Source organism: Kitasatospora sp. NPDC036755 (assembly GCF_040636595.1).
GTDB lineage: Bacteria > Actinomycetota > Actinomycetes > Streptomycetales > Streptomycetaceae > Kitasatospora.
The window spans coordinates 1-8365 of sequence record NZ_JBEZUT010000364.1; the positions used below are offsets into that span (position 1 = coordinate 1).

The 8365-nt window shown below is 75.3% G+C and carries 3 protein-coding genes; all 3 read right to left on the minus strand.

What is annotated here, in order from left to right; genetic code table 11:
• Positions 1–912, minus strand: a 912-nt coding sequence (locus AB0E96_RS35075) for a glycosyltransferase (protein WP_359829857.1), incomplete at its 3' end; no start/stop codon positions are given.
• Between the two features lie 174 nt (positions 913–1086).
• Positions 1087–2592 (minus strand): condensation domain-containing protein, encoded by a 1506-nt coding sequence (locus tag AB0E96_RS35080; protein WP_359829859.1) that lies wholly within the window; start codon positions 2590–2592, stop codon positions 1087–1089.
• On the minus strand, positions 2589–8365 hold a 5777-nt coding region (locus tag AB0E96_RS35085), incomplete at its 5' end, for a MupA/Atu3671 family FMN-dependent luciferase-like monooxygenase (RefSeq protein WP_359829861.1). The genes AB0E96_RS35080 and AB0E96_RS35085, both read right to left, overlap by 4 nt.

Sequence of the window (8365 nt, forward strand, 5' to 3'; positions counted from 1 at the left end):
GCCCTCGACCAGGGCGGCGACGGCGGCCTCGGCGGTGTACCGGTCGGCGATCCACCGGCGGCCCGCCCGCCGCACCTCCTCCTGGCCGGGCAGGTCGAGCAGTTCGAGCGCCCGGTCCGCCAGCCGGTCCGTTTCGAGCTCCGGGACCCGCCAGGCGGACGGCGACTCGAACAGCTCCGCCCCGCCGCCGGCGGCGTAGCCGGTCACCAGGCAGCCGCTGGCCATCGCCTCGGCCGGCGGAAGCCCGAAGCCCTCGCCCTCGGGCGCCCCCAGCGCGATGAACACGGAGGTCTCCGCCAGCACCCGGGCGACCTCCTCGTGGGGCACCCCGTGGATGTCGTACAGATCGACGCCCCGGGACCGCGGGTCGGCGTGGAGCAGCCGGCGCAGCAGCGTGCTCTCGACCGGACGCTTGCGGGACATCCAGGCGATCCGCCGGACCCGCCCGGTCGCCGCCGGCCGGAACGCGTCGGTGTCGACGACGGCCGGCACCAGGTGGGGCTCGTACTCGGGCAGGGCGCGGCGGAACATGTCGACGCCCGCCCGCGAGACCGTCCACAGCGCCGGCCGGGAGGACCAGCCCGGGTACGGTCCGGGGCCCGGGCAGGTCAGGAAGTTGACGTAGTGGCCCTGGGAGTAGACGACCTTGCGGCCGCCGGGCGCCGGGTCGCGGCCCTGGAGCACGCTGACCTCGGGCAGGACGAGCACGTCCTCGGGCCCGAGGTCCAGCGTCGTGCCGGACAGCGTCGGCACGTCGTCGTGGAACCACGTGTAGCGGAACCCCGGGGTGGGCGTCCAGCGGTACGCCTCGACGCCGGCCGCCCGTAACAGCGCGACCTGCTGGTTCAGCACGCGGATGCCGCCCAGCGGGAACTGGAACTCGAACGACGCGTAGATCACTCGGCCGGTCATCGCACCCTCTCTCGGACACCACGGGTCCTCGGACACCACGTGCGGTGGGTCGGCCCACCGACACCTCGGCCTCCTACCCGGTCCACCCGGGGGCAAGCTCCGTGTCGGGACGATTCGCCCGCCACCGGGAACGGGCCCGGCGGGCGGGGTGCCGCCCGCCGGGCCCGTCGGGTGTCACGGGAGCGGCACCTCCAACTGCTCGGCCAGGTCCGCGACCAGGGCGTCCAGCCAGCCCTTGACCGTGCCCGGGTCGAACAGGTCGGTGTCGTACTCGACCTGCCCGGCGTAGCCGTCGGCGTCGGGGGTGACGGCGAAGGAGCAGTCGGCGCGGGCGGAGGGGCCGGGGATGTCCTCGATCCCGACGGTCAGACCGGGGAGGTCGAGGGCGATCGGCGGGGTGCTCTGGACGGCGAACAGGATGTGCGGGTACCCGGCGGGCATCGTGATGCCGCGCTCCCGCAGCGGCTCGGCCAGCAGGCCGAACGGCATCACGGAGTGGTCCAGGGCGGAGGCGATCGTCTCGGCGGCGCGGTCCACCAGGGCCCCGAACCCGCTCCCGCCCCGGGTGGGCACCAGGATCGGCATGCTGCTGGTGAGCAGGCCGACCACGGTCTCGTCGGCCGGCCGGGTGCGGTTGGCGTTGGAGAGCAGGATCAGGGCCTCCGGCGCGCCGGTCAGGGTGCCGAGGAACCGGGCCAGGCCGGCCACCAGGACGGCCGAGGCGGTGGTGGAGCGCGAGGCGGCGTAGCGCCCGACCGCCTCGGCCACGGGCGCCGGGATCCGGAACCCGGTGGTCTCCCCGCGCCCGGAGCGCTGCTCGGGGCGCGGCCGGTCGGTGGGCAGGTCCACCGCGAGCGAGGAGCCGCCGAGGACCCCGGCCCAGTGGTCGGCGGCCGCGGCGATGGAGGCCCGGTTGACCACCGTCCGCTCCCAGCAGGCGTGGTCGGTCATCCGGCCGGCCTCCTGGGGCAGCGGCGCGCCGCCGCTGCGGTAGAGCGCGCCCAGGTCGTCCAGCACGGTGGCCAGCGACCAGCCGTCGACCGCGATGTGGTGGATGCTCAGCAGCAGCACCCACTCCTCGGCCGCCGGGCGCAGCAGCCGGGCGCGCAGCAGCGGGCCCGTGGCGAGGTCGAACGGGTGGGCGGTCTCGGCGGCGAGGGCCTCGGCGAGCGCCGCCTCCCGCTCGGTGGGGGCGAGCGCGCGCAGGTCCGCGACGGGGACGCCCAGCGGGCTGTTCGGCAGCACCTGCTGGAGCACTCCGAGTTCGGTCTCCACGAACCGGGTGCGCAGGCTCTCGTGCCGTTCGACGACCGCCGTCAGCGCGGCGGCCAGCCGCTCGGGCTCCAGCGGCCCGCGCAGGGTGATCCGCTGGGTGATGTTCCAGACCGCCGGGTCGGCCGCCGCGTTGTGGGACTTGCGCAGCCGCCACTGGGTCACCCCGGCGGGCGCGGCGGACAGCGCCGCCCCGTCGCCGGTGAGGGTGGTCAGCAGCCGGTCGCGGTGGGCCCGGAGCAGGCCGGTGACCTCCTCGTCGACGGCCCCCGCGGGGGCCACGTAGCCGAGCCGCTCGCCGGTGGTGGTGCGCAGCGCGATCTCGCGTTCGTCGAGCAGGCGCAGCAGCCGCGCCCAGTCGTCCTGCGCCGTGTCCGGCGGCAGGGTGTCGTGGTGGGTGGCGGTCACAGGGTGCCCTCCTCGTACGCGGGGGCCGGACGCTGCTCGACGGCCGGCCGGTGGGCGGCCATCGCGCGGACGGTGGGGCGGCGGAAGAAGTCCAGCACCCCGATCCTCAGGCCGGTCGCCTCGCGGACCCGGTTCAGCAGCCGGGTGGCGGCCAGCGAGTGCCCGCCCAGGTCGAAGAAGGAGGTCTCCACCCCGACGGGGCGGCCGAGCTCCTCCTCCCAGAGCCGCTGCACGGTGCGCTCCAGCTCGGTGGCCGGCGCGGCCTCCGGTGCGTCCGCGCCGAGCGGGCGCGGCTCCGGCAGGGCGGCGGTGTCCAGCTTGCCGTGGGCGTTGAACGGCAGGGTGTCGACGGTGGCCCAGAGCCCGGGGACCATGTAGTCGGGCAGCAGGTCGGCCAACCGGTCGGCGATCCGGGGCAGTTCGGCGGCCGCGCAGCCGACGTACCCGGCGAGTGCGGTGCCCGCCGGGGTGCGGCGCGCCGTCACGGCGGCGGCGCGCACGCCGGGCAGGCCCCGCAGCACGGTCTCGATCTCGCCCGGCTCGACCCGGTAGCCGCGCACCTTGACCTGGCGGTCGGCCCGGCCGAGGTACTCCAGTTGGCCGTCCGGCCGCCACCGGCCGAGGTCGCCGGTGCGGTAGCCGCGGCCGTCGGGGGTGTCGGTGAAGCGGGCGGCGGTCTCCTGGTCGAGGCCGATGTAGCCGATGCCGACCTGGACGCCGAGGGCGTGGATCTCGCCGACGGCGCCGGGCGGCACCCGGCGTCCGGCGGCGTCCCGCAGCACGATCCGGCTGCCCGGGGTGGGCCGGCCGATCGGCGCGTGCTCGGTGCCCTCCGGGTCGATCACGCAGGCCGTCAGGCCGTGGGTCTCGGTGGGGCCGTAGTGGTTGACGAGCCGGCAGCCGGGGTTGCGGCGCAGGAAGGCCCGCAGCCCGGGGGTGAGGAGCACCTGCTCGCCGCCGGAGATCAGCTCGCGCAGGTGCGGCACCGGCTCCTCGCCGAGCGCGTCCGCGAGCGCGGCCAGCGGGGTGTAGGGCAGGTGGACCCGTTCGGCCCGGGTGGCCCGGACGACGGCGGCCAGCGCCGTGACGTCGTAGCGGGTCTCCTCCTCGATCAGCAGCAGGGTGCCGCCGCCGGCCAGCGTGGTGAGGGTCTCCTGGACGCTGACGTCGAACCCGCAGGAGGCGTACTGGATCGTCCGGGCGGCGGGGTGGTCGGCGAGGTTCCAGGCCAGGAAGTGGGCCAGGGCCTCGGAGTGCATCAGCACGCCCTTGGGCCGGCCGGTGGAGCCGGAGGTGTACAGCAGGTACGCGGGCGCCTGCGCGGAGGGGGCGGGCAGCGGGGGCAGTTCGACGGGGGCGGCGCCGTCGGGGGCGGTGCCGGTGAGCACCGTCGGGACGGTCAGGCCGAGCTCGGCCGGGGCGTCGTCCGAGGTGGTGAGCAGGACGGCGGGCGCGCTGTCCTCGACGATCAGCCGGCAGCGCTCGGGGCCCTGGAGCACGTCGACCGGGACGTGGACGGCGCCCAGGCGCAGGATGGCCAGCAGCGCGGCGGCGAGGTCCACCGAGCGGGGCAGCAGGACGCCGACCCGGCTGCCCTCGCGGACGCCGGCCGCCAGCAGTCGGCCGGCCAGGTCCTCGACCCGGGCGAGCAGCGTGCGGTAGTCCGTCTCGGTGCCGTCGGCGGCGACGACCGCGGTCCGCTCGGGGTGTGCGGCCGCCGTCGCGGCGAAGACGGCCAGCGGGTGCGCCGGGTCCTGGGCGGCGGCGGGGCCGCACTCCAGGGCCGTGTCGGCCTCGGCGTCGGGCACGGCGGTGAGCTCGACGAGCGGGCGCTCCGGGTCGGCGACGGCGGCGGTGAGGAGCCGCTCGAAGGCGCCGACCAGCCGGTCGACGGTGGCCCGGTCGAAGAGGGTCTCGGCGTACTCCACGTGGCAGCGGATGCCCTCGGGCAGGCTGGTCAGGAAGAGCGTCAGGTCGAAGGCGGAGCGGTCGGGGACGTGGTCCAGCGGGCGGGCCGTCAGCCCGGGCAGGTCCAGCTCGAAGACCATGTGGTTCTCGAACTCGACCATGACCTGGAAGAGCGGGTTGCGGCTGGTGTCGCGCCGCGGGTTCAGGTCCTGGACGAGCACCTCGAAGGGCAGCTGCTGGTGCTCGTAGGCGTCCAGGGCGGTGGAGCGGACCCGGCCCAGGGCCTCGGTGAAGGCCGGCTCGCCGGAGAGGTCCAGGCGCAGGGCGAGGGTGTTGACGAAGAACCCGACCAGGTCCTCGGTGCCCTCGGCGCGGTTGGCGACCGGGGTGCCCAGCACGATCTCGTCCTGGCCGGCGTGGCGCTGCAGTACGGCGGCGAAGCCGGTCAGCAGCACCATGAACAGGGTCGACCGCTTGGCGCGGGCCAACTCCCGCAGGCCGTCGGAGAGTCCGGCGGGCAGGTGGTGGACGAAGGAGCGGCCGCGGCCGTCCGGCACCGCCGGGCGGGGCCGGTCGGTGGGCAGTGTCAGCACCGGCAGCTCGCCGCCGCCGAACACCTTGCGCCAGTAGGCGAGGCTCTCGTCGTACTCGCCGGCGGCGACCCTGGCCCGTTCGCGGGCGGCCTCGGTGGCCGGGCCGGTGGCGAGCACCGGCAGCCGGGCGGCGCGGTCCTCCCGCGCGGCCAGGTAGAGCTCGCCGAGCTCGCGGGTGATCACCACGGTGGACAGGGTGTCGATCACGATGTGGTGCATCGACAGGACCAGGACGTGCCGGTCGGTGGCCCGCTCCAGCAGCAGGGCCCGGAACAGCGGGCCCTCGGCCAGGTCGAAGCGGTGCGCGCCCTCGGCGTTGACCAGGTCGGCGACGGCGTCGTGCGCGGCCGGGTCGGCGGTGACCCGCCGCAGCACCGGGCCGGCGGGCGGCGCCAGCACCTGCTGGTACGGTTCGCCGTCCTGCTCCAGGAAGACGGTGCGCAGCGCGACGTGGCGCTCGACCAGCCCGCGCAGCGCGGTGTCCAGGGCCTGCGGGTCGAGCGGGCCGTCCAGCTCGATCGCCTTGACCTCGTTGTACTGCCCGCCGTCGGGCAGCATCCGGTGCAGGAACCACATCCGCTGCTGGGCGTAGGACAGCGGCGCGCCGCGCAGGGTGTCCCGGCGCAGGACGTCGAGCTGCGGCAGCCCGGCGGCGACCAGGTCGGGGGAGAGGCCGAAGTCCACGAAGGCGGCGATCTCGTCCGCGCCGGCCGCCCGCAGCTCGGACAGCACCCCCTGGACGCTGTCCGGCGTGCCGATCAGCGCCCGGGACGCGCAGTAGCGCTCGTAGGCGCGCTCCAGCACGTACTCCAGGTCGTCCTCGCGGGCGTTCTGGAAGTCCAGGGTCAGGCCCAGGCTGTTGGCCATCTGCCCGAACAGCGAGAGCGAGGAGCGCAGGTAGGTGCAGAACGGGCGGTAGGCCTGCTCGCGGGCGGTGGCCAGGTCGGTGCCCAGGTAGGTGTGGACCAGCACGACCACCCGGCCGGCCTCCGGGTCGAGCCCGTGCTCGGCGCGGGTGCGCCGGTAGATCTCGATGTTCTCGGCCAGCTGGGCGATGTCCTGGGTCATCAGGTTGGTGATGACGCCCAGGTCGTGCCGGGCGGCCTCGCGGAAGCTGTCCGGGTTGCCGACGATCGCGGTGAACATCGGCGGCAGGTCCTGGAGGGGACGCGGGTGGAGGGTCACCTCGATCGGCTCGCCGTTGCCGTTGCGCCCCTGGTACGGCTCACCGCGCCACAGCGCCCGGACGGTGTCGATCTGGCGGTGCATCAGCTCCTTGTGGCTGCCGTAGTTCTCGGGGAAGAACAGGAAGTCGTTGGGGTGCCAGCCGCTGGCGCAGCCGAGGCCGACCCGGCCGCCGGACAGGTTGTCGACCACCGACCACTCCTCGGCCACCCGCACCGGGTGGTGCAGCGGCAGCACGGCGCAGCCCGCGTTCAGCCGGATCCGGCTGGTCTCCCGGGCCAGGGCGGCGGCGAGCACCGAGGGGTTGGGGAAGATGCCGCCGAAGGAGTGGAAGTGGCGCTCCGGCAGCCAGACGGAGTGGAAGTCGTGCCGGTCGGCGAAGCGGGCGCTCTCCAGGACGATGCGGTACTTCTCGTCCTCCGGGGAGTCCAGCGGGTAGTCGCCGAAGAAGTAGAGGCTGAAGTCCACCGGCCGCTGCGGGTCGCTGACCGGCCGGTACGGGACGGCTTCGGCCCGGTCGCTCACGGCCTCGGTGGCGGCGGGGAGTTCGGCGGCCGGGCGCGGGGCGGGCAGCCGGACGCCGGGCGAGGCCGGGAAGAAGCCGCCGCGCCGCAGGTCGCGCAGCGACTCGCGGACCGCGTCGATCACGAACTCCAGGTCGCCGTCGGTGTGGGCGGTGGAGAGAAAGAAGTTGCGCCACTCCCACACGTAGACCCCGCGGGTCAGCAGGTGCGGGAAGAGCAGCTCCATGTCGGCCCGCGGCTCGAAGCGGAAGAGCGAGCCGAAGTGGGCCAGCCGCAGCGGGAACTCCTCCTCCTCGAAGAAGCCGTTCAGGGTGGCCGCCAGCTCGTCGGTGCGGGCGTTCAGCCGCTCCTGGAGGCCGGGGCCGGCCGCCTTGAGGTGGCGCAGCACCGCGCCCGCGGCGGTCATCGCCAACGGGTGCTGGATGTAGGTGCCGCCGAAGAAGGTGGTGTCCTTGGGCGGGTAGCTGTCGTCGCCGTAGTCCCAGTGGCCGCCGTCGATGCCGTCCAGGATGTCGGCCCGCCCGGCGATCGCGCCGATCGGGTAGCCGCCGCCCAGCACCTTGCCGTAGGTGGACATGTCCGGGGTGACGCCCCAGAAGCCCTCGGCGCCGCGCAGGTGGGGGCGGAAGCCGGTGAGCATCTGGTCGAAGACCAGCACGATGCCGAGCCGGGTGGTCAGTTCGCGCAGCGAGCGGACGAAGTCGGCGGGCTGGCGGCCCGGGTGGCGGCTCTGCACCGGCTCGACCAGGACGGCGGCGATCCGGTCGCCCTGCTCCTCGATGACCTTGAGGCTCTCCGCGTCGCCGTACCGCAGGACCAGCAGGTCCGCGACCGCGCTGCCGGGGATGCCGATGGAGACCGGGACGGTCTCCCGGTCGGCGCCGCGGCCGAGGGTGCGGCCCAGGGTGTGGTCGAAGTGGCCGTGGTACGAGCCCTCGAACATGACGATCTTGTCGCGGCCGGTGTGCGCGCGGGCCAGCCGGATCGCCCCGGCGTTCGCCTCGGTGCCGGAGTTGGCGAAGGCGACCCGCTCGGTGCCGGTCAGCTCGGCCAGCAGCTCGGCGGCCTCGCCGGTCTCCGGGCCGCGCGGGCCCAGCCGCAGGCCCGAGGACAGGTGTTCCTGGACGGCCTCGGAGACGAACTCCGGGTCGTGGCCGAAGAGCAGGACGCCGAAGCCCATGGTGATGTCGACGTACGGGTTGCCGTCGACGTCCTCCAGCCGGGAGCCCCGGGCCCGGCGGGCGGCGAGCGGGTAGAGCATCTCCTTGGTGCCGGAGCGGAACCCGACCACGGCGCGGCTGTCGGCCAGGGTGCGGCGGTGGCGGCGGGTGATCGCCTTGGAGGCGGTGGTGCGGGCGGTGAAGCGGGCCACCAGTTCGTCCACGTGGGCGCGCTGCTGGTCGGTCAGGCCGCCGGAGGCCATGCCGGACTCGCGGGAGACCGTCACCCGGGGGCCGTGCACCTGCGGGGCGGCCGGGGCCGGGGCCTCGGCGGCGGGCGTGGTGGGCGTGGCGGGCTGGACGGGAGCCGGGGCGACGGGCGCGGCGACGGGCTGGGCGGCGG